Raw genomic sequence first — 21053 nt, 5'->3', positions numbered from 1 at the left:
CGTAGTCGCGGACGACGGTCCCCTCGCCGATGTCGCAGTCGACTATGGAGTAGTACTTAGCAAGTAATTGCATGGTATGGCCAGGTGAATATCTCTAATGATATAATACTGATTGTTCGTGTAGTTGTGCACCCATCCAGTCCGTGTCAGCATATCAGGATTTGGCACCATTTGTGCCTAACGCTCGGCTGGCTGCCTCACTCTGGCTGCCCCATGCGGCATAGTCGATCTTTTCGATCTCGACCCTTGCCAGTGAGCTGAGGGAGTACAGGGCAGCGGAACAGACCTTGACATTCTCTAGCGCGTCCCACCCATCGACCTCCGCTTTCGATGATGAGTCCGCCGCTTCCACGAAAGCTTCCAATTCCCTCCTCAGAGGCTCGGTTTTCTTGACCACGAAATGATGGGTGTCCAGCTCCATCGGTATCTGGGACATGTTGGACTGATCCACGCCATCCAGTTGCGCCGTTGAGAAATCCAGGCTTTGGTCCATGTAGTCCATCTGCGCATATCCCTTGGAACAGGTCAGGGATACTTTCCTTACCTTCATCGGGGTCAGCCAGTTGACCTCCACAAGACCCAGCGTCCCGTTCTCGAACTCCATCATGATGCTGGCGTAATCTTCGTACTTCGGATTGAGCATCATTCCGCCTCTCGCATAGACGGATACGACCGGGGACCCCACCAAATGCCGGATGACATCAACATCGTGAATAGCCAGATCCATGATGACCCCGACATCGCGAATGCGGGCGGGGAATGACGACACGCGCCTGGATGAAATAGTAACCAGTTTACCGAATTTTCCGGAGGACAGCTCATTTTTCGTCACACTGACGATCGGATTGAAGCGCTCGACAAAGCCGGAGGCCAGGGTCACCCCGTTCTTCTCTGCTTCCTCGCACAATGACTTCGCATTTATGACATCCCCGGTGAACGGTTTTTCCACCAAGACGGACTTCCCCGCCTCAATGGCCTGCAATGCCACACCATAATGAAATTCAGTAGGGGTGCAGATGCTCAACGCATCCACTTCCTGCAACAGGTCCTCGATCTTCGAAAATGCCGTGGTGTTGAGCTTCTTGGCCGCCTTTGAAGCCATGTCCGAGTAGACATCGTATATGCCTGACAGGCAACCCATCTCGCCGTAGATGCGGGCATGGTTCTGACCCATCGAACCAACCCCGACTACCCCCAATTTGAGCATGTTGGGAAAATGGCCACTTGGTAGATAATATTGTTGCTATATGGCTGTGTTAAGCGTTGACGTGCGGACGATATCTATGCCAGGGACTTGGCCCCACATACATAGTCATTATATAGAGTAATGTCCCGATGAGCATATGTCCGACCCTTGAAAAAGACACCGCTATCTGATTTGCCCACACTTTTCAAAATATTTATGTTGTTGATAATGCTTGGGCGTGGCATGTTCAATGGGATTGTGGCGGTGGTCGGGGTTGGATATGTAGGTCTCCCTGTCGCATGTGCCTTTGCCGGCAAGGGTGTACGAACAATAGCCATCGACATAATCCCGGACAGGGTCAGAATGATAAATGAAGGCCGATGTCCGATACTGGGCGATGAACCTGGATTGCCGGAGCTGTTGTCAAAGGTAGTGAAGAATGGGACGCTCACCGCTACGACGGACCCGTTGGCGATCGAAGAAGCGGACGCCGTCATTGTGTGTGTCGATACGCCTATCGACGAGTTAACTAAAGCTCCCAGGCTGGACATTCTGCTGAGCGCGGCCGGTACCGTCGGCGACCATATAAAGAACGGAGCGCTGGTATCGATAGAGTCCACGTTGCCCCCGCTGACAATGAAGAAACAGGTCATACCCATGATCGAGTCGCGAAGGCAAATGAAAGCGGGAACGGACTTCTACATCGTGCACTGCCCGGAAAGGGTCATGCCCGGCCGCCTGCTCCAGAACATTCATGACTACATACGGGTCCTGGGGGGTTTGGATGACAGATCCCTGCAAAAAGGTCTTGAGCTATATTCCACGATCGTTTCGGCAAAGATAGTGACCTCGGACCTGACCTCCGCAGAGATCACCAAGACCATAGAGAACGCCTATAGGGATGTGCAGATAGCGTTCGCCAATGAAGTGGCATTGGCCTGCGAGGAGCTGGGCGTCAATGCTTTCGAGGTACGGGAGCTTGTCAATACCTGCCCGTTCAGAGATATGCACATACCTGGGGCCGGGGTCGGGGGGCATTGTCTGCCTAAAGATTCGTGGCTGTTCGCATCGTCGCTGAACGATACCAAGCTGAAATTGATACCGATGGCGAGGGCGATTAACGAGAGCATGCCAGAGCACATGATCTCGCTGACAGAGCAGGCCTTGAGGGATGCGGGACGACAGTTGGCAGATTCCAAGATCGCGATCCTTGGACTGGCGTTCCTAAAGGATTCCGATGATGTTCGCCACTCCCCGTCGATACCTATCATCAAATATTTCCTGGGGAAAGCCCAGGTGGCGGTCCACGATCCTTTCGTACAGGAAATGAAGGACATGCCCCTGACGCATGACCTGGACGAGGCGATTGGGGGTGCTGACTGCGTCGTCATCGTAACGGACCATACACAATATAAGAATCTTGATCTGAAAGCAATCAAGGAGAGATTAAGGACGGGGAACATAGTCGATGGCAGAAATGTCATCAGCACAACCGACCCTGCACTAAGGGAACTGAAGTATTATGGATTGGGCAAGGGAAAGAGCAGCAGTCGTCCTTGACACAGGTGGTCGGAATGAAAATCGCATCTATCGTAGGCGCCAGGCCTCAGTTCATCAAGTGCGCCCCTCTCTCGAAGGAGCTGAGGCGCCACCACGAAGAGATCATCATCCATACTGGTCAGCACTATGATTATGAGATGTCCAAGGTCTTCTTCGACGAGCTGAACATTCCGGAGCCGGACTACAATCTGAGCATCGGTTCCGGCAGCCAGGGACATCAGACCGGCGCCATGCTCGCTGCCATCGAGGACGTCCTGGTCAAAGAGGAGCCGCAGATGATCGTGGTGTTCGGCGACACCAACTCTACGATCGCTGGTGCGCTGGCAGCGTCGAAGCTAGGCATTCCCATCTCGCATGTAGAGGCGGGCCTGCGCTCTTACGACCGCACCATGCCCGAGGAGATCAATCGAGTGCTCACGGACCATATTTCAAACCTGTTGTTCGCGCCGACGGAAAGTGCCGTAGCCAATCTGGAGGAGGAGGGCATTCACAGGGGCGTTCATCAGGTGGGCGACATCATGGTCGATTCCCTGAACTCGGTGATGGAGGTTGCACGATCCAGATCTACCGTACTGCAAATGCCCGGGATCGAGAAGCATGCGTACTTCGTTCTTACCATACATAGGGCGGGAAATACCAACGACCCAGCCAAGCTCGGCAAGGTCCTGAACGCCATCCGCAGATCGGGTGTGCCGACGATCTTCCCGGTACATCCAAGGACAAAGAAGCTTCTGAACAATATCAATCTGAAGATGCCTGCCAACCTGATCCCGATCGAACCGCTGGGCTATATTGATATGATCGCGCTCATCTCCAATGCCCGAGGCGTACTGACCGATTCGGGAGGCATGCAGAAGGAAAGCTTCATACTTGGCACGAGATGCGCGACCTTGCGCGAGAACACCGAATGGCAGGAAACTTTCGTCGAGGGCAGGAACCGCCTGGTCGGACTGGATGAGGAGAAGATCGTCGAAGCTTTGGCGGAACCACCAATAGTGAGCGTTCCGGAATCATGTCCATTCGGCATGATGGGAGTCTCAGTGATGATAACCCGGGCGATTGAGGACTATGCGTTGGATCTGGCAGGTGGGAATGGCATCTTCCACCCCGTATGATACCTTGTCATTCGGATTGAGATGATTTTAATTATGTCACAAACTTACTCTCATGCGGACGTTTGGAGTGATGCGTCGAGAATACATTCTCGCAGATGAGTCATTGATATAAAACTGTACGGTGAGTTGAATGATGAACGACAGGCAAGCTTTCAGAATGCCATTGAATGAACGAGCTTTAAATGTAAGTTCCATCATTATCAAAAAAAAATATAATCCTAAACCCCAATCGGGTGGGAGATGAGGTATCTATCACCTCATGTCACAGCCCCCCTCTAAATTACTTTGTTAATCACTTGGAGCCTATGAATGTATAAGGGAAAGAAAATCGGCATAGCAGTTCCTGCCCACAACGAAGAAGGGTTTATTCTTAAAACGCTCTCGGGAATTCCAGATTATGTGGATCGGATTTACGTTTGCAACGACGCCTCCATTGACAAGACCCAGGACAAAGTCCTGGAGCATATGAAGAACGATGATCGAATATTTCTGATAAATCATCAGAAGAACACGGGAGTGGGGGGAGCCATAGTCGATTGCCACAAAAAGGCCCTTGAGGAGGGGATGTCGATTGTCGTAGTAATGGCCGGTGATGACCAGATGGACCCCGCATACCTGCCAAGCCTCCTGGATCCCCTAATTGATGGAAAGGCGGAGTATACCAAGGGCAACCGACTCTACTCGAAGGAAGCTGCGTCAGGAATGAGCAAATGGCGGATGACGGGCAATAAGATCTTGACGATAATGACCAAGTTCGTTACAGGCAATTGGAACGTTGATGATCCGCAGAATGGCTATACGGCCATCACTGCCGATGCCCTTCGAAAACTACCTTTAGATGATATGTACAAAGGTTACCTCTTCGAGAACGACATGCTGGTAAAGTTGAACGCATATCATCAGAGGATCGTGGACGTCCCCATACCCGCTCGATATGGTAGTGAGAAATCCGGAATTAGGTACTATTCGTTCATTACTAAGGGACTTGTTTTCATGATGACCAGCTTTTTATGGAGAATGAATATTAAATATCTATCCCGAGCGCATAGACCTTCAAGGATCTTGGCACATATCATGATGCTGGCTGGCTTCTTGTGGCTCGCTGGGCTGATCCTGTGGAACTACGTTAGTAATTATTCTATTTTCGATGGAATTGTAGCCCCCCTCACCATCATGCTCTTCGGCATCGCATTATATTCCCTGATGACTTTCTTAAAGACCTTGGGGAGCTACGGGGGGAAAAGAACAGCATGAGCTCTGACGATAGCCTATCTGATTGCGTCGTGCCCCATGCACCGTCGAACACGTCTAACGAGTTTGCCCCAACCAAATCGATGAGAAGGGTTGGGATCATCGTCAATACTCCGGCCCAGGTCCACTTCTACCGCCATATCTACGAACGCCTCCTAGAAGATGGCCATCAGGCATTCATAATTGCCAGAGCGGAGCAGGAAACAATGGACCTGCTCCGTGAGTTCGACATTCCGCACAGCATCTTCTCGACGCCGCCCGAATCAAAGGTCGGTAAGATACTCACGATGCCCAGGGACGTCATCAGCGCATCACAATTGTTGAAAAAGGAACGAGTGGACATAATAACAGGCTTTGGAGTTTATGATGCCTATTGTTCGGCGTTGCTGGGCGTACCGAATGTAATATTCATAGACAATGAACCGAAGATCGGATTGCGATCCTATGCGTTGCAGTTCCGTCTTTTCTACCCATTCGTAGACACGCTCATCACTCCATCATACTTCCGGGAGGATTTAGGGGAGAAGCAGATCCGCATCAATGGGATCAAAGAGTTTGCCTATCTGCATCCGAACTACTATACGCCGGACGATTCTATATTCGAGGATCTTGGGATAAACAAAGGTGAGCGGTACTTCATCCTAAGATTCAATGGTTTGAGCGCATTCCATGATCTGGGAGTTGGAGGCTTTACACCCGAGATAAAGATGGCGTTGGTCAAGGAACTGGAAAAACATGGGAATGTTTTTATCTCCTCCGAAAAGGGCGTGCCCCCGGAACTGCGGGAGCATACTATCAAAATACCAAAAAATCGAATCCATGATGCACTTTACTATGCATCGTTACTGGTCACGGACACACAGACCATGGCTACAGAGGCTGCCATTCTCGGGACGCCAACAGTCCGATGCAACTCCTTCGTTGGCCCCCATGACATGGGCAATTTCATTGAACTGGAGAAAAGATACCATCTATTGTTTAATTTCTGCGACTTCAAAGGAGCAATGACTAAAGCCATAGAAATCGCAAGAGATGATGGCATAAAGTCGGAGTGGGGGCGGAGACGGAATCAACTATTCAAGGAGAACATTGATGTGGCCAAATTCATGATTTGGTATATCGAAAATTACCCCAATAGTCTTGATGAAATACGCAACCCCAAGACGCAAGAGCGGTTTAGATAGAGGTTGAGATATTCATGGGAAATAGCGATTTGGACTTTGCGTATCATCCCAGAAACAATGGTGGAACCATTTGGAGAGATTGCGCATCCTAGAATCAAGAAATTGGAGAATAAACATGCTACAAAAGGAACTCTTCATACTAGCACATCAGTGTGGTGACGCGTCTTTCTATCCGACATATAAAAAAATGATTCAGGATCAATGGAAGCCATATGATGAGCTAAGGCACGAACAGGAAGGGCGACTGAGGAATCTTATTAAATTTTCCTATGAAAATATTCCATACTACCACAATCTTTTCAAGAGTCTCAATCGCACACCGGGAGATATACGAACGATTAATGATCTTGAGAAATTACCCATCCTAACTAAGGAGATAATTAAAGAGCATTGGGGGGAGTTCAAACCAGCGAAACTCTCATCGATGAAGTATTATAGTCAGGCGACTGGTGGGTCCACCGGTACGCCCATGCAGTATAGGCTATCTAAATTCGACCGCTTCATGGGGGGAGCGCTACTCTATCGCGGATGGGGGTATGGAGGTTATGAACTAGGAGACAAGATGGTTTTTCTGGCTGGCTCTTCCCTTGATGTTGGTACGAAATCACACCTGGTTAAAAAAATTCATGAAGTATCGAGAAATATTAGGATGCTGTCCTCGTTTGACATGGGGGGGCCCCAAATGCAAAGATATGCAGACATCCTCGGTTCCTTCCGCCCCCGATTCATCAGAGGTTATGCTTCATCCATCTATTTCTTTGCAAGATGGTTGGAGGAAAAACAAATCTCAATCCCGGCGCCTGAAGGTGTATTTACAACGTCCGAGAAGCTCTTCCCACACATGAGAAAGAAAATCAGTGATATATTTGATTGCGACGTGTATGATAATTACGGATTGAATGATGGTAGCATAAGTGCATTTGAGTGCTCTGAACATACCGGACTTCACATAGATATGGAGAGGGGACTTATGGAAGTCATTGATGACGATGGCAGTCAGATTGAACAGGGGGAGGGGCAGATACTAGCAACTAGCTTACATAACTATGCAATGCCGTTCATCAGATATGTCACGGGAGACAAAGGATCTCTGCTCGATGAGCCCTGTTCCTGTGGCAGGGATTACCCCCTATTAAAAGAAGTCGCTGGTCGGCAACAGGAGATGCTCGTAACTCCTGAGGGCAAGCATATTCATGGGGAATTTTTCACCCACATATTCTGGGAAGTACCCAAAGTCAAAGAATTTCAGATAGTTCAAGCATCTTCAGAGAAACTTATTATTAAGCTAGTTACAGAGCCCGATTTTAATGAGGCAAATCTTGAGAGCATCAAAGAAACGATTAGATTACGGAGCCGCGGATGGGATGTAGAATTTAGATTCGTAGATTCAATCGATCGAAGCCATGCAGGGAAATATAAATTCGTGATTAATGAGGTTTCGAATGTCTGAAAGGAATTTGCTCATCATTAGCAATGATTTTCCAAATCAAGATAATTCATACATCGGCGGCATCTTCGTTAAGGAACAGGTAAAATACCTAAAACATCATTTTGACAAAGTCTATGTTGTATCACCAGTAGCTCATGGTATGGAGCGATTGCGAAATACCAAGCATGATGATTACCAATTTGATGATGTTCAAGTTTTTTTTCCAAGATACATCAATAATCCCCTTTTTTGGAATCACGGAAGATTCATGTGGGTAAACCTGGAACTGAGAGCCATTGAGTCCTTGATAAAGAGAGAACGTATTAATTTTGATTTGATTCACGCCCACTTTACCTGGCCATCTGGAGCTGTTGCTGTCGAATTAAAAAGGATCATGGGAATACCAACCATAATAACAGAACATACTCATCAGACATTGTATAAAGCCATTCGTCAGAAGAACCGGCATTTCATAAATACTTGGAGAGATTGTGATGCACTAATAAGGGTAAATAAAAAGGATATTTCACAAATCTGTAGTTGTGGGATTAATCCATCTAAGGTACATTATATTGCCAATGGCTACGATCCAAAAAAATATCATCCAATCAGCATGGATAGGGCTCGCCAGCTGTTGGGACTACCAACAGATTCGAAGATTATATTGAACATTGGTAGACTATATGAGGAGAAGGGGCAGAAATTCCTGATTTCTGCAATTGGTGAGATTATTGGAGAAAGAGATGATTTTATCTGCTACATCGGGGGGTCAGGACCACTGCGTCACAATCTCGAACAGCAGATTGTGTCATTGGGCCTCGAGAAATATATCAAATTGGTGGGATTCATTCCCGACGAACAAATGTACCTATGGATGAATGCCTGTGATATCTTTGTTATGCCTAGCCTTGCAGAGAGTTTTGGGATAGTTCAACTCGAGGCTCTGGCCTGCGGCAAACCTATTCTGGCCACACGAAATGGTGGAAGTGAAGAGATCATTATATCTGACAGATACGGTATACTGGCGGAGCCAGGCGATTCCGACGACTTAGCGGAGAAGATTCATATGGCACTGGATCGAGAATGGGATCGGGAGGCGATTAAACAGTATGCAGAACGGTATACATGGGAGAATATATCTAAAGAGATATTATGCATCTATGATGAATTCATTTGATAAATTACGAGTAGGATGTGTGTGTCGCCTTATCTGAATGAGTGATGTTGTTATAGAATTTTCGACTATCCGGGTGCAACTAATGGCCGTGAAGAATAACCGAGTGTTAAAAATCATCGGAATATTATTTTTTACACTATTCTCAATATTATTAATTTTGGACGTCTTAAATGAGGTTGATTTTCAAAGATTCCCCAACATATTTGCGGCATATCTCAATACGGTACAAAATGGATATACTTCCCCTCAATACAAAACATTTCCATTATTTGATTCAAGTTTCACTGCGGATTCAACGTTATCACCGATAGCACAGCGCATATCGGAAACGGAGTCATTTTTCCCCAATATCGTCATCATCCACCTAATAATGGTGCATATTACCGGAATCACTCCTGAGATGTCCATAATCTTTCCCTTTGGGCTTGTTCTCGTTCCGATAGCATATCTTGGCTTACTCAATTCATTACTTGATCGAAAAAAATATCCGCTGGCATTCCTGCTTCTATCCATATACGGAATCATGTTCCTGTTTACAACCAAATCCACTTCATCTTTTTATGCAGCCACCCCTGGCTACACATTATTGTTTATTGGCATAATGTGCATATGGAGATATGTCACATCTCATGACATCAGATACTATTTTATTATAATCATATTATTGGTCAGCCTTGCGCACTACTGGCATACATTGTTAATGACAGTAATGATCTTGCTACTATGCGTCTGGCTAGTTCTTTACATGATTAAGGCAGTAAGCAGGGTAAACCCCAATCTATTTCAAACCACTTCTCCACATGAATTGGATGAAAATCATCTGGGTAAAAAATACTTGCAAAATATTGGCACATTGGCGGCCATTTCCATGGTTATTGCAATCACATTTACCCATCTTTGGCAGTCCAGCTATATAGATGAATTTTCTCAGAATGCAAATATTATCAATTTTATTCAGGAAGCGTTTAAGAAACTAACAGGAAATTTGACATTTGAAGTACCATACCAGTATAATTATAAGGATTCCACGATTGGTATGATATACTTCTTATCCTACTTATCCATACTTGCATTATCAATCATAATGGCAGTATATACTCTTTGCTTATCGGCCGTAAAAGATAAACGCCACATGACTCAGCATATAAAGATTAATACTCACGAGTCAGTTGTGTTGCTATCGGCCTTAATGCTTGCTCAACTAATTTTGGTATTCCTGTACTATTTAAGTGGCTCATTTAATCTTTTTTATGTGCCTCTTTTGTTTCCAATGGTGGCCATATATGTATATGTGAATATGGATAAAAATAAAAAAAGAATTGTTGGACATTCAATTACTGCCTCCCTGGCCATTTTAATCATATTGAGCGCTATCTGCCTATTCTCAATCTATAGCACCGACCAGGCAGGAGAGACGTCAGTAACAAAATACACCGATGGGGAGAACAGCTTCTATTGGACGTATTCTCATATTGATGGGAAATCTCAAAAGATATATGCCGACTTTAATATCTTAGGCAAACATCTGCAATACGAGTCAAAAATAAACAAACCTAGTTTTAATTATGAGTACATAACCTCGCATGAGTATGCAGCTTTAGTGGGAGATGAACCAGTGTCGAATGCAATGAAGGGACAGTTCATAATAATAGATCACGCAACTATGAACTCAGGCCTCCCAATTCAGATCCTAGATTCAAGGGCGGCCCTCATACCGATGTTGATGGAAATCAATTACTCAAGTAGTGCTGGAAAAATATATCAAGATTCGCATATCTCAATCTACAGATATGGTGATACTGGACTGGACTAATTTTTAACTACTTTTGGCGCGTTAAGACTACAACTGGCGTTAGAGCATAACTAGAAAGACGGAAGACCATACATCCTAACTTTGACACCTGACCCTCAAGTTTTCACTGGGTTCTAGAATTTGACACATCGTTTTGAGATGCTCGAAACCGCCCCGGGGCACCGTTCCCAGGGCGGCAACGGTCAGTTTCCGCCAGGAAACCTGCCAATATTGCTCGATTGAGAGCGTCGAAGTTGGAATAGTGCCGTTGTTTCCGACCGCCCTCGCTCCGAACGACCGTTAGTGTCAAATTTTGTAACGAGTTCGAGATGAATTTCGTTGACACGCTCTTGACTGGAGCGACGAAGAAGCGTGTCAAACTTATCATCAGTTGAGCGATGAATCCTAGAAGAAGAACACCGTACACGGCGTCATCCGACCACACTCTCAGCGGCCTCACCTCGATCTCGCTCTTCAGCGAATGGAACAGCTTCTCCACGGCGTCCTTGGAGCGGTAGATGCGAAGCGCTTCCTCGGCATCCATATCCCTCGACGAGGTCAGGCAGAAGCAGCCTTCCCGTCCGTCGATCACTTGGTCCAGCAGGAGGCGGAGCGCCTCCTGTTCGTCCATCGATGCCAGCTTGGTCTGGTAGTCGTAGCGGACATCGACCAGGGGATCGTTGATGCGGAACCGCTTCGGCAGCCGCTTCCCGTCGTCCAGACTGTCCTGTATCATCCGCGCCTCCGCCAGGAGGCGCTCCGCCTTGCGCCGCCTCGAAGCAAGATGCTCGTCCTTGAGCTTCTCGGAGAAGAAGTAGTAGTTGACGCGGGACGGGAACATGCGCTTGAGAGCATAGACGCCCTCGTCTATGCTCTCCCAGTCGTTCCGGTCGAACGACCGGAACACCTTGTCGTCGGCGATGTTGAGCTTCTTCGAGGTGAGGTAGTCGTTGCGGTCGAGGACGCTGCTCTCCAGGTTCCTCTTGTCGTTCGCTCCCTTGTCGAAGACGATCAATGAGCTGTCGTCCAGAACGTTCCTCACCTGATTGTAAGTGCTACGGAAGTGCTCCTCGTCGTTCATGTTGCCAGCCTCGACGGTCATGGCCATGGGAACGTTCACCGGCGGAGCGAGCTGCGCCACCCCCAGCGTCACCTGCTTCTTGTCCGGCCGATGGTCTCGTGAATAGCCGTACTTCGCCAGGGAGGCCATATCGCCGTAGTAAACGATGGACGTCCAGTCCATGAGGATGTCCGTTGTCTCGAGGTCCAACAGCTTCAGGACGCGGTCCTGAAGCTCGCGGACGATGCGTTCGCGGTTGCGACCGAGCGTCTCCACCGCCCGATACAGCGTCTTCACGTTGAATGGAGGCAGTTCGTAATGCTCTCCCACTTCCGTTCTGTTCATCCATTCGCCCGCTTGAAGAACGCTGAAGTTATCGCCCAGCTTGTAGGCGAACATTCCTCATACGGGAGGATTGATAGGAATGCCCTTGTCCTTGAGGGAGCCGATGATAGCATCCAAATCAAGTTGCTCGTACCGATCGTCGACCAGCAGCACGGTGCCGACGGAAAACGATTTATTCTCGTTCAGCGTGATATGACGTTCGTCCTTAGTTTTATTTGTTTTTGCAGAACTCAGACGAAGCTGAGGAACTCTGAATTCCTATCAGGACCAGCAATTATACGAGTCCGAAACAAGCTGCCCCCGTGTTAACTGTCAAGGTCCAGCAGAATCACTTTTACATTCATTTTTTGAACCCCTGCTAAGGTAGTTTTTAACAATAGATACAGTTATGATAAAATTGGCAATCATAGTACCTGCGGTTGATAAAGCGGCACCGACTATACCAAGGATGGGAATGAGCATGATGTTTAAGAGTATGTTGAATAGCGCGCACATGGCATGGATACGAAAGGAAACCTTTACCATGCCAATGCTTGCCAGTGTGGCACCTACTGCCCCATAAGATGCACTAATGGCATAACCCACCAAAAGAATCAGTAAGGGTACGTATGATGTGGAATATACATCGGTGAATACTAATGTAATGATGTATGGGCTAGCCACTGCCAATATGCTGGCGCTGACCGCGGACATAATTAAGCTCTTTTTCAATGTTGAAAAAAAGAGTCGCCTAACTCCTTTGACATCCCCCTTCCCATACAATGTTGCGGTCATCGGCGCCGTGACATACTGAATCGCGGTCGGAATCAGTGTCATTGTCTGAGCCAGCAAAACGGCAACGGCATATATCCCAACCTCCGATGGATCCAAGTAATAGCCTATAAAGAGATTGTCCATCTGAGTATTGAGAAATCCAATAGAATTTCCCAGAACGATGTAGAACCCGAATACAGTCGTTGCACGTAGAGCAGGGCCGTTCCACAGGGAAGCGAATGCGATGTGATTACGAATCAGGATGGGGCTCAGAAGACCAACAATCATCGTTGGCACCACGAGCCCTATGATTGCACCCATCACGCTCATGTCGAAGGATAGTACAAGAACCGCCGAGATAAGAACGACGGAAACATTCTGTACGATATTTAGGAACGCAAGGCGGCGCATTTTTCGGAAGCCATTTAATGTCCCGAGAACTGCTTTCTGGATTGCGATGAATGGGAAACAGATGGAGATGAGCTTAATCATGCCCTCCATTTCAGGGGTGTGAAAAATAGAGTTCGCAAGATGTGGCGCAAGCAGGAAAAGAACGAGCCCCATGGCTGTTCCAGTGATTATCGAACTGGTTAACCCAGAAGAGATATATTTATCGATTGTCAGTCGATCTTCTAAAAACTCTGCAACATACTTTGTAAGCGCCGAACCAATCCCGAAAGCGGCAAATTGCATCCCCAATAAATATATGGTGAATGCAAGAGTGTAAACTCCAAGTCCATCGGAACCCAGCTCTCTACCGATAATAGTCCTGAGAATAAAATGAACGAGCGATGCCATTGCGGTGCTGATGAAAGCCCATTTAATATCGCTCATGGTCTTGCCCTTAAGGCGCCTCAAGATGCCCCACATCCATGTTTTGACAGGAAATGCCAGAATGTGGCGTCGTGTTGGTAGTGATGCATCATTCTCAACCAGTGGCTCACCGACCTAATTCATCTCGGCTGTGGACAAACGTTATCCAGTTAATATAATTGGCCCTATTGAAATTCAATAGGTGGATATTGCCAGACCATATGGAGTTACTCAAAAAATTTTTGATGTCGACGTTTTAACTCCATCGACAGGTGTCGGTTTCATTCACCTCGCGGACTTTTTCTGGCGAGAATGTTAGGAATCGCCTTCGTATCTCTGGATATTTGTCAACACTAAGTAAAAGATGATTCATAGATGGCTTGTCCATGAAATAGGAGAAAGATATTCACTGGAGGTTCTAGAAGTGATAGCATGCCCAAGATTGGGCAACTAGAAGTCAATACAAGCGATATAATCTCTGTCGGAACACAGATACTCAAGTGTGGCATATTGAATGGCCGATGGTGAATCATAAATCAGTCATAATTAGCGGCATAGAAGATCAATGAATTCAACCGAATGCACCTGATAAAAACTGTCGACCACATCCTCACTTCGTTGAGATGCCATCTGATTGTAGAGAAGATATGAGAAATGAAGGAATGAAAAATGGAGAGCGAGATACATGTCTCCACATAATTAAGATACGCGTGCCACAGACGTGTACAATATCAGAGCCCGGGGGGAGACAATATGTCATGACCTCACTGAATGGCACAGTGCAACCTAGTAGCAAAAGGTTATCTAAAGATAAATAATGAAAAAAAATCCCGTTTTCGCCCGGCTTAGAACGCCACTACATATGCCACATTGAGAGTGAACACTGCCAGCAGTGGGACGATAGCCAGATTCATTGCTTTCCTCACCTTGGGCGAGTTTAGCTTGGATGAGGATATGAGTTCCTTCGAGGAGAGCAGAGTGATCAGCAGAATAGCTACTAGCACACCCCCTACGCCCAGCCCGATACCGGCTTCGATAGATATTGCACTAGATGCAAGGGTCGCAGTTATAGACATCGATAAGGTATAGAATGATCCCGATATATAATATTTATTCTAGAGATTTATGATTCAGAATAAGATCAAGTAGCCGAACGGGAGCAGCGAGAACAGGAAGAAGTTCAAGCAACCATGGATGAGCGTAACCAATGCCAGGCTCTTGGTGTGATGATATAAAACCCCCAAGATCAGCGAAATGCAGAACACATATACTATGTAAATATAAGACTCATAACCTGCGTGCATCACAGCAAAGGCTAAGGATGTTATCAGTATCGCACCGATTACACCAACGGACCCTTCCAGTCTCGTCTGAAGAATATAACGGAAGACCAGTTCTTCCCCGAGACCCACGAAGAACACCATCACGATGAAGAGAAGCGCCAAGCTGCCTGCGCTCAGGTCCGGCACCAGCCGAAGGTCGGACATATTCATGCTCAGGATCTCGAACTCGATGTTTGCGAGGACCAGGGCGAGAATTATCCCTGCCGGAAAATAGAGAGCTTTCCAACCAGAGAGCTTTGAGAGGGTGAACGACTGCTTGAAATTGCGCAAGCGGTCCCGAAACTTCATTGTATCGTCACGGACGAGCAGATAGCCGACAATGATTAGAGGAACATATGTCATCAGCATCCAATACAACGTCATCTCCGTGAACCGAGGCATTGCCAGGCTGAGGACCCTGAGCATCGACAACAGCATGAAAGCCTGCCAGACGAGGGAGTTCCTCTTAAGCAAAATCGGCACCATGATGCATATCAATATATTCAGGACATGCACGACGAGGCAATCTTCCCGATTCCCAACAAAAAGAAGCGCTTCTCCGACGATTATCAAGGCCATGGGCAGGACTATCGGAGCTACCACAGGAACTGTGGCGTTGAACTTGGAGAAGCCTATGGCCATAGCGGGCCACATCTGGATTAAAATATTAAGAATTTGCCCCGTGGTTCCTTTGGTTGCTTTCCAGGTTGCTTCGGGGGGCGACCAAAAAAGACACAATGGCTCACGAGTAAGGAATTAAATACTAATTAGCATGTCCTGAAGCATCTTGAAGGACGAGCTTAAGACCGAACTGAGGCGCTCCTGGGACCTAGCCGCAATAATCGGCATGTCCCTTCTGTTAGCCCTGTTCATCTACCTTATCCCAGACAATCCCGGTAGAATAGTTCTCGGTCTGCCGTTCATCTTGTTCTTCCCTGGCTATGCCCTGATCGCGACGCTGTTCCCGGAGAAGAAGTCGCTGGACCTCATCGAGCGCATCGCGCTATCTTTCGGGCTGAGCATCGCGGTGGCCCCGCTCATCGGCTTCGGCCTCAACTACACGCCCTTCGGCATAAGGCTCGAGCCTATACTGTGGTCCCTCATTGCGTTCAACATCGCCCTCTCTGCCCTGGGCATGTGGAGGAGATCGACCTCCAGCGAACCATTCCTGCCGTTCGTGCCAAAGGACCTTTGGGCCAAGGTCGGCAAGGAGTTCCACGGGGAGTCCAAGCTGGACAAGGCGCTGACCGTAATCCTCGTCATTGCCATCCTATCTTCGGTGATCTCCCTGGCATATGTCGTGGCGATGCCGAAGCAGGGGGAACAGTTCACCGAGTTCTATATACTAAACCGTGAGGGCAAGACGGTGAACTACCCCAACAACCTGACCGTGGGCGAGCCGGGCGAAGTGATCATCGGGATCGCCAATCACGAGGAAAGGTCCGTCAACTACACTATAGAAGTGTGGCTGGTCAATGCGACCTATGCGAACAACATCACCACAATCAACGAGCTTTACTTTGTGGAGAACATCTCCGTCGGTGTCCTGGAGCACATGCCGGCGAACACCGAAGGCAACTGGACGAAACAATGGGAACAGGACTACAACTTCACGGTCCCCTCCCCCGGCCAGTACAAAATCTGGTTTGTCCTGTTGAAAGATGGGCAACCATATGGCGGGAACAGCATGACGGATCTCGCCGGAGATGCAGCCGCGGTAGAGGCCTTCCTGAGCAGGATTTCGTCAAAGGACTACTTGACCCTGAACCTCAACCTGCGCGTGACCTGAGCCGCGACAGGCATTATTCTAATGGCGCAGAGCATGCCTCGACCTTTTAATATGGCCATGAACAATATCATCAGTCCATAGAGGAGTGGATTTCTTGCAGGGAGACATCAACGTCGTTACCGCCAAACCAGAGGACGTCAAGCTCATCAGGAAGCTATCCAAGATCAAGCACACAATAGTGGTGATGTCCGGAAAGGGCGGGGTGGGCAAGAGCACCGTCACCGTGAACCTGGCGGTCGGACTGGCCATGAGGGGCTTCGAGGTAGGCATACTGGACGCCGATATCCATGGCCCCAACATCCCCAAGATGCTGAAGATCGAGGACGCCCAGCTCGTCGCCGACGATGAGGGCATCTATCCGGCCATCGTCCCGCCGCACCTCAAGGTCATGTCCATGGCCTTCCTCTCGCCGAACCGGGACCAGCCCATCATCTGGCGCGGACCCATGAAGATGGGCGCCATCAGGAAGTTTATCGAGGATGTTTATTGGGGCGAGCTCGACTATCTCATCGTCGACCTGCCCCCCGGCACCGGGGACGAACCGCTCACCATCGCCCAGCTGATCCCCAGCGCCGACGGGTCCATCATCGTCACCACGCCTCAGGACGTGGCCCTCCTGGATTCCAGGAAGTCCGTGGTGTTCTCCGCGGACCTGAAGCTCCCGGTCATCGGGATCGTGGAGAACATGGCCGGGCTGGTGTGCCCTCACTGCAACAAGGAGATCGACCTCTTCAAGATAGGGGGCGGGGAAAAGGCCGCCAAGGAGCTGGACGTCCCATTCCTAGGCAGAGTGCCAATTGACCCCGATGTCGTCAACACCGGCGATGAGGGGCTGCCCATCGTTGCGGCGAACCCCGACTCCCCGGCCGCCAAGGCGTTCAACGGCATCATCGACAAGGTGGTTGAGTCCATCGAAGGCAACGGTGGAAAGAAGAAGGACTAAAGAAAACAGAGGGAGGGGTCGATGCCCCTCTTCCCATTTTTATTTCTTCCCCCAATCAGGTGAACAGCGCAAAGGGGAAGAGCAGCAAGAGGAACACGACCGCGTACATTGCCACGTCCCCCGTCTTTTTATTGGACCTTATTCTGGAGAACATCGTTGCAGGGACCGCCAGCCCCAGGAACGCCAGTGCCAGCCCGAACAGCAGCATGGTCCTCTCCGGCAGAGCGCCGATCCCTTGGATGGCCATCTCCGCGCCGTAGCTGACTATCGCCAGGCCCCCTATCGATACGACCGCTCCTATCGCCAGGATGCCCAGGGTCGATAATGAGAAGCCAAAGACCTCTTTCAGAAGGAATCTCCGGTCCCCTAGGTACAAGAGGAGCAGCATGGCCACAGATGCCGCCAGCAGCATCGCGCCGCCGATGGACATCGTGCTCTCCGTAAGGCCACCGAAGTCCGCGATAGAGGTACGGGCGGCTATCCCGATGACGAAGACGCCTATCGCACCAATGGCAAGAGCAACGACAGTGATGATGGTGAGGCCGAGGTTCTCCTTACCCACGAGGACCCTCGTGGAGAGGAGCCCCGCACCGATGAAGAACAGCTGCGCTGCAACACCGGCCATCCCAAAGCTTCTGACATGGCCGACATCAACGATGGTTATAGAAGTCGAGTAGTACGCGACGACCAGCGCCTCGAGGATGATCGCAAGCGCGACCAACATGGGAACCAGGTTTATGAATGTGGATACCAGTTTCTTGCCCTCGTAAAGCCGGGCCGGCAGGACCAGGAAGATGAGCGCGATCGAGCCGAGAACGAGGAGCTGGACGCCCGCCAGCATGATGTAGAACTCTCTTATGCCCCCTATCCCCTCCAGCTTCACGCTGTGCGCGTTGACGGCCAGGAAGGCGCCTTCTATTACTATGACCAAGGACAGGATCTTGGCAAGCAGGCCATAATCAAACTTCATCTTGATGCTAGGAAGCTGGGTCACGGCAGCGGCAATTATCCTTAGTGATATATATATCCTTAGACCCAAGAATTAAAGTCCCGCACTAAGGAATGCTGGCCGCTACGCGCCCCATAGATGGTCAGCCGGTTATGGAGCATTTGATCCATTGCTCACATCGCGGATGGCCGCGAAGCCTCGCCCGAAGCCACCCCCATAGCGTCTACGGCGGGAGCCTCGAACGATGCTTCCAGCACGTCGAGCATGCGTTCCGACGCATTCCCGTCCCCGAAGGGGTTCTTCCATCCCCGGGACGCCTTCAGCATCACGGTCGCCCCTCCCCGGATCCGTGACGGAGATGTACCCACCAGCACGTTGGAGCCGACCTCCAGCGTCTCCGGCCGCTCGGTGTTCTCCCGGAGCGTGACGCACGGCACACCAAGTATGCAGGTCTCCTCCTGCACCCCGCCGGAATCGGTCAGCACCAGCCGGGCGTTCGACTCCAGCTGCAGGAAGTCCAGGAACCCCCGCGGCTCGATGACCCTGATGGCGTCGGACCGCAGGCCGAACTCCTTCATCCGTCCCTGCGTTCGGGGGTGCATGGGGAACACCACCGGCAGGCCGGTGTCCCCGGACACCATTTCCATGCCCCGCAGCATACCCGATAGCCGGTCCTTGGAGTCCACGTTCTCGGCACGGTGCGCCGTCGCCAGAAGATACCCGTCCTTCTTGAGCCCCAGCTCCTCTAAGGCCTTCGCCTTCCGCCGGGCGATCTCTCTTGATTGGAACACCGAGTCGACGATGGTGTTCCCGGTGACATGGACACCTTTGACGATCCCCTCCTCCCGGAGGTAGTCCAGGGCCTGCACGGTCGGGGCGAACAGATAGTCGGAGATGTGGTCCGCGATCACCCTGTTGACCTCCTCGGGCATGGTGCGGTCGAAGGAGCGCAGGCCCGCCTCGACATGGCCGATCCTGATGCCCATCTTCGAGGCGGCCAGGGCGGACGCCATCACCGTGTTGGTATCGCCCTGCACCAGCACCACGTCCGGCCTCTCCTGCTGGAACACCTTCTCGGCACCGGCGAGAATCTTTCCGGTCTGAACGGCGTGAGAGCCGGAGCCGACCTCCAGGTTGTGCTTCGCCCCCGGGAGCTCAAGCTCCTCGAAGAACACTTTGTCCATCGAGTAGGAGTAGTGCTGCCCGGTGTGCAGAACGAAGAACTCCAGGCCCCTCTTCTGGCATTCCCGGACCACCGGGGCCATCTTGATGATCTCTGGCCTGGTGCCGAGGACGATCGCGACCTTCATCGGGCGGGGATGCCGGTACCCCTTTTTCTATCTTTTGAAATAATGGCTTTTCCGATAGGACGGCCAAAGATGAGACTCAGAGAGCCTCATATCGCTTATGCCAGCGTATCTCTCAAATCTTCCCAAAAGTGATAATACTAATTGGTGCCAATCGAACCAGAGTGAAGGCCTGGCACATACTCATGATATGCGCGCTGGTGGCGGCGGCCGTATTGGTCCCCCAGCCCGCGTCCGGAGCGTACAGCTACGAAGGCACGGTGGTGACGATCGGGGACTCCAACACCCGACCGAACAACCTGCAGCCCGATGATATGTGGCCGGGCATACTGTCCGGGAAGTTCGGCACCGACGTGATCAACAAGGGCATCCCGGCCCAGCCGACCGGCGACATGCTGGAGCGTTTCGATGAGGACGTCATCGACAACAGCGCGGCCATGGTCGTCATCATGGGGGGAACGAACGACATCGGCCGCGAGTACAACGCCCAGAACGTCAATGTCACCGGCATCGAGCACAATCTCCGCGAGATGTACGACGAGGCCCTGGACAACGGCATGGTGGTAATAGCGTGCACCATCCTGCCGAACGACACCTTCATGCCCTGGCAGCAGGCGATGGTCCGGGAGGTCAACGAATGGATCAAGGCCCAGGCCTCCGGACGGATTATCATCGCCGACGTCAACGCGGCCGTCAGGGACCCCTCCTCGCCGGACAACTTCGACCCGGCCTATGTCATCGGAGACGGGGTGCACCTGAGCAAGACGGGGCACCAGGTCGTGGCCAACACCGTCTACGCCGTCGCCCCCACCCACCTGGAGGAGAACAACATTCAGAAGCTGCCGGACTGGGTCCCCGGCGCCGACGACGTGGTCTCGGTGCTCGCCCCGGGCGGCAACTTCCTGCCGCTGCTGTTCGGCGGCATCGGCTTCGCGCTGATCGGGTTCCTGGCGGTGGAGGTCGTAAGGAACAACAGGCGGAAGCAATAGGGCCGGCGAGCGGGGGGCCGAGCTCGATGGCCCCATTGAAAAACGACGGAAAAAGAAGAGCGCAGCGGCCGGGGGGCGCACAGCCTCCG

Annotated in this window: 17 protein-coding genes; 10 read left to right on the top strand and 7 right to left on the bottom strand. The window is 50.3% G+C overall.

What is annotated here, in order from left to right:
- Positions 1 to 154: 154 nt before the first annotated feature.
- Complete coding sequence (locus WYS_RS14110) at positions 155 to 1207, bottom strand: Gfo/Idh/MocA family protein (protein ID WP_019176641.1); 1053 nt, start codon at positions 1205 to 1207, stop codon at positions 155 to 157.
- 147 nt (positions 1208 to 1354) lie between these two features.
- Between WYS_RS14110 and WYS_RS02810 the strand changes: the two genes are divergently transcribed.
- From WYS_RS02810 to WYS_RS02780, 7 genes are all read left to right on the top strand, one after another.
- A complete protein-coding gene (locus tag WYS_RS02810; RefSeq protein WP_019176640.1) occupies positions 1355 to 2746 on the top strand; it encodes a nucleotide sugar dehydrogenase in 1392 nt (463 codons plus the stop codon).
- Between the two features lie 14 nt (positions 2747 to 2760).
- Positions 2761 to 3861, top strand: coding sequence for a non-hydrolyzing UDP-N-acetylglucosamine 2-epimerase (gene wecB, locus WYS_RS02805; protein ID WP_049796231.1), 1101 nt, complete (start codon positions 2761 to 2763; stop codon positions 3859 to 3861).
- A 309-nt stretch (positions 3862 to 4170) separates the two neighbouring features.
- Complete coding sequence (locus WYS_RS02800; protein ID WP_019176638.1) at positions 4171 to 5115, top strand: glycosyltransferase family 2 protein; 945 nt, start codon at positions 4171 to 4173, stop codon at positions 5113 to 5115.
- Positions 5112 to 6296, top strand: coding sequence for a DUF354 domain-containing protein (locus WYS_RS02795; RefSeq protein WP_201798866.1), 1185 nt, complete (start codon positions 5112 to 5114; stop codon positions 6294 to 6296). Before WYS_RS02800 ends, WYS_RS02795 begins: the two co-directional genes overlap by 4 nt.
- A 115-nt stretch (positions 6297 to 6411) precedes the next feature.
- Positions 6412 to 7746, top strand: a complete 1335-nt coding sequence (locus WYS_RS02790) for a phenylacetate--CoA ligase family protein (protein ID WP_019176636.1) — start codon at positions 6412 to 6414, stop codon at positions 7744 to 7746.
- Positions 7739 to 8902 (top strand): glycosyltransferase family 4 protein, encoded by a 1164-nt coding sequence (locus WYS_RS02785; protein WP_026068736.1) that lies wholly within the window; start codon positions 7739 to 7741, stop codon positions 8900 to 8902. Before WYS_RS02790 ends, WYS_RS02785 begins: the two co-directional genes overlap by 8 nt.
- An 82-nt stretch (positions 8903 to 8984) precedes the next feature.
- Positions 8985 to 10715, top strand: a complete 1731-nt coding sequence (locus WYS_RS02780) for a hypothetical protein (RefSeq protein WP_155897727.1) — start codon at positions 8985 to 8987, stop codon at positions 10713 to 10715.
- 103 nt (positions 10716 to 10818) lie between these two features.
- Here the strand turns inward: WYS_RS02780 and WYS_RS02775 are convergent, their stop codons facing one another.
- The 4 genes from WYS_RS02775 to WYS_RS02760 all read right to left on the bottom strand — a co-directional run bounded on the left by WYS_RS02775 (position 10819) and on the right by WYS_RS02760 (position 15629).
- Complete coding sequence (locus WYS_RS02775; protein WP_019176632.1) at positions 10819 to 12153, bottom strand: IS1634 family transposase; 1335 nt, start codon at positions 12151 to 12153, stop codon at positions 10819 to 10821.
- Between the two features lie 258 nt (positions 12154 to 12411).
- The gene (locus tag WYS_RS02770; protein WP_201798865.1) at positions 12412 to 13710 is read right to left on the bottom strand and encodes a flippase; all 1299 of its coding nucleotides are present in this window, start codon (positions 13708 to 13710) and stop codon (positions 12412 to 12414) included.
- An 800-nt stretch (positions 13711 to 14510) separates the two neighbouring features.
- A complete protein-coding gene (locus WYS_RS02765) occupies positions 14511 to 14741 on the bottom strand; it encodes a hypothetical protein (RefSeq protein ID WP_019176630.1) in 231 nt (76 codons plus the stop codon).
- 54 nt (positions 14742 to 14795) lie between these two features.
- A complete protein-coding gene (locus WYS_RS02760) occupies positions 14796 to 15629 on the bottom strand; it encodes a CPBP family intramembrane glutamic endopeptidase (RefSeq protein ID WP_019176629.1) in 834 nt (277 codons plus the stop codon).
- A gap of 145 nt (positions 15630 to 15774) precedes the next feature.
- On the opposite strand from WYS_RS02760, the gene WYS_RS02755 reads away from it, so the two are divergent.
- Positions 15775 to 16776, top strand: coding sequence for a DUF1616 domain-containing protein (locus WYS_RS02755; protein ID WP_019176628.1), 1002 nt, complete (start codon positions 15775 to 15777; stop codon positions 16774 to 16776).
- A gap of 94 nt (positions 16777 to 16870) precedes the next feature.
- The gene (locus WYS_RS02750; protein ID WP_019176627.1) at positions 16871 to 17719 is read left to right on the top strand and encodes an Mrp/NBP35 family ATP-binding protein; all 849 of its coding nucleotides are present in this window, start codon (positions 16871 to 16873) and stop codon (positions 17717 to 17719) included.
- A 55-nt stretch (positions 17720 to 17774) separates the two neighbouring features.
- Here the strand turns inward: WYS_RS02750 and WYS_RS02745 are convergent, their stop codons facing one another.
- Both WYS_RS02745 and wecB (WYS_RS02740) read right to left on the bottom strand, forming a co-directional pair.
- Positions 17775 to 18713 carry a hypothetical protein gene (locus WYS_RS02745; protein ID WP_019176626.1) on the bottom strand — a complete coding sequence of 313 codons (939 nt, stop codon included), beginning with the start codon at positions 18711 to 18713 and terminating at the stop codon, positions 17775 to 17777.
- A gap of 128 nt (positions 18714 to 18841) precedes the next feature.
- Positions 18842 to 19978: a non-hydrolyzing UDP-N-acetylglucosamine 2-epimerase gene (gene wecB / locus WYS_RS02740; RefSeq protein WP_019176625.1), complete on the bottom strand. Its 1137-nt coding sequence runs from the start codon at positions 19976 to 19978 to the stop codon at positions 18842 to 18844.
- Positions 19979 to 20139: 161 nt separating this feature from the next.
- Between wecB (WYS_RS02740) and WYS_RS14105 the strand changes: the two genes are divergently transcribed.
- Positions 20140 to 20964, top strand: a complete 825-nt coding sequence (locus WYS_RS14105; RefSeq protein WP_019176624.1) for a GDSL-type esterase/lipase family protein — start codon at positions 20140 to 20142, stop codon at positions 20962 to 20964.
- Positions 20965 to 21053: the final 89 nt, after the last annotated feature.

Origin of the sequence: Methanomassiliicoccus luminyensis B10 (assembly GCF_000308215.1) — an archaeon.
Lineage (GTDB): Archaea > Thermoplasmatota > Thermoplasmata > Methanomassiliicoccales > Methanomassiliicoccaceae > Methanomassiliicoccus > Methanomassiliicoccus luminyensis.
Note: the sequence above shows the minus strand (reverse complement) of the source record. Positions and strands in the feature narration are given on the sequence as shown.